The 444-nt window shown below is 56.1% G+C and carries 1 rRNA gene; it reads left to right on the forward strand.

Annotated elements, in window-relative coordinates:
- A 16S ribosomal RNA gene (locus tag ACTHUF_RS11295) occupies positions 1-444 on the forward strand; the annotation flags it as partial.

A 444-nucleotide genomic window follows, 5' to 3' on the forward strand; every position in this document is an offset into this window, starting at 1 on the left:
CCTACGGGAGGCAGCAGTGGGGAATCTTGGACAATGGGCGCAAGCCTGATCCAGCCATGCCGCGTGAGTGAAGAAGGTCTTCGGATTGTAAAGCTCTTTTGCCAGGGACGATAATGACGGTACCTGGAGAATAAGCCCCGGCTAACTTCGTGCCAGCAGCCGCGGTAATACGAAGGGGGCTAGCGTTGTTCGGAATTACTGGGCGTAAAGCGCACGTAGGCGGATTTGTAAGTCAGGGGTGAAATCCTGGGGCTCAACCTCGGAACTGCCTTTGATACTGCATTGCTGGAGTGCGGCAGAGGGGGATGGAATTCCGCGTGTAGCAGTGAAATGCGTAGATATGCGGAGGAACACCGATGGCGAAGGCAATCCCCTGGGCCTGCACTGACGCTCATGCACGAAAGCGTGGGGAGCAAACAGGATTAGATACCCTGGTAGTCCACG

Origin of the sequence: Neisseria sp. P0024.S006 (genome assembly GCF_051956595.1) — a bacterium.
Lineage (GTDB): Bacteria > Pseudomonadota > Gammaproteobacteria > Burkholderiales > Neisseriaceae > Neisseria.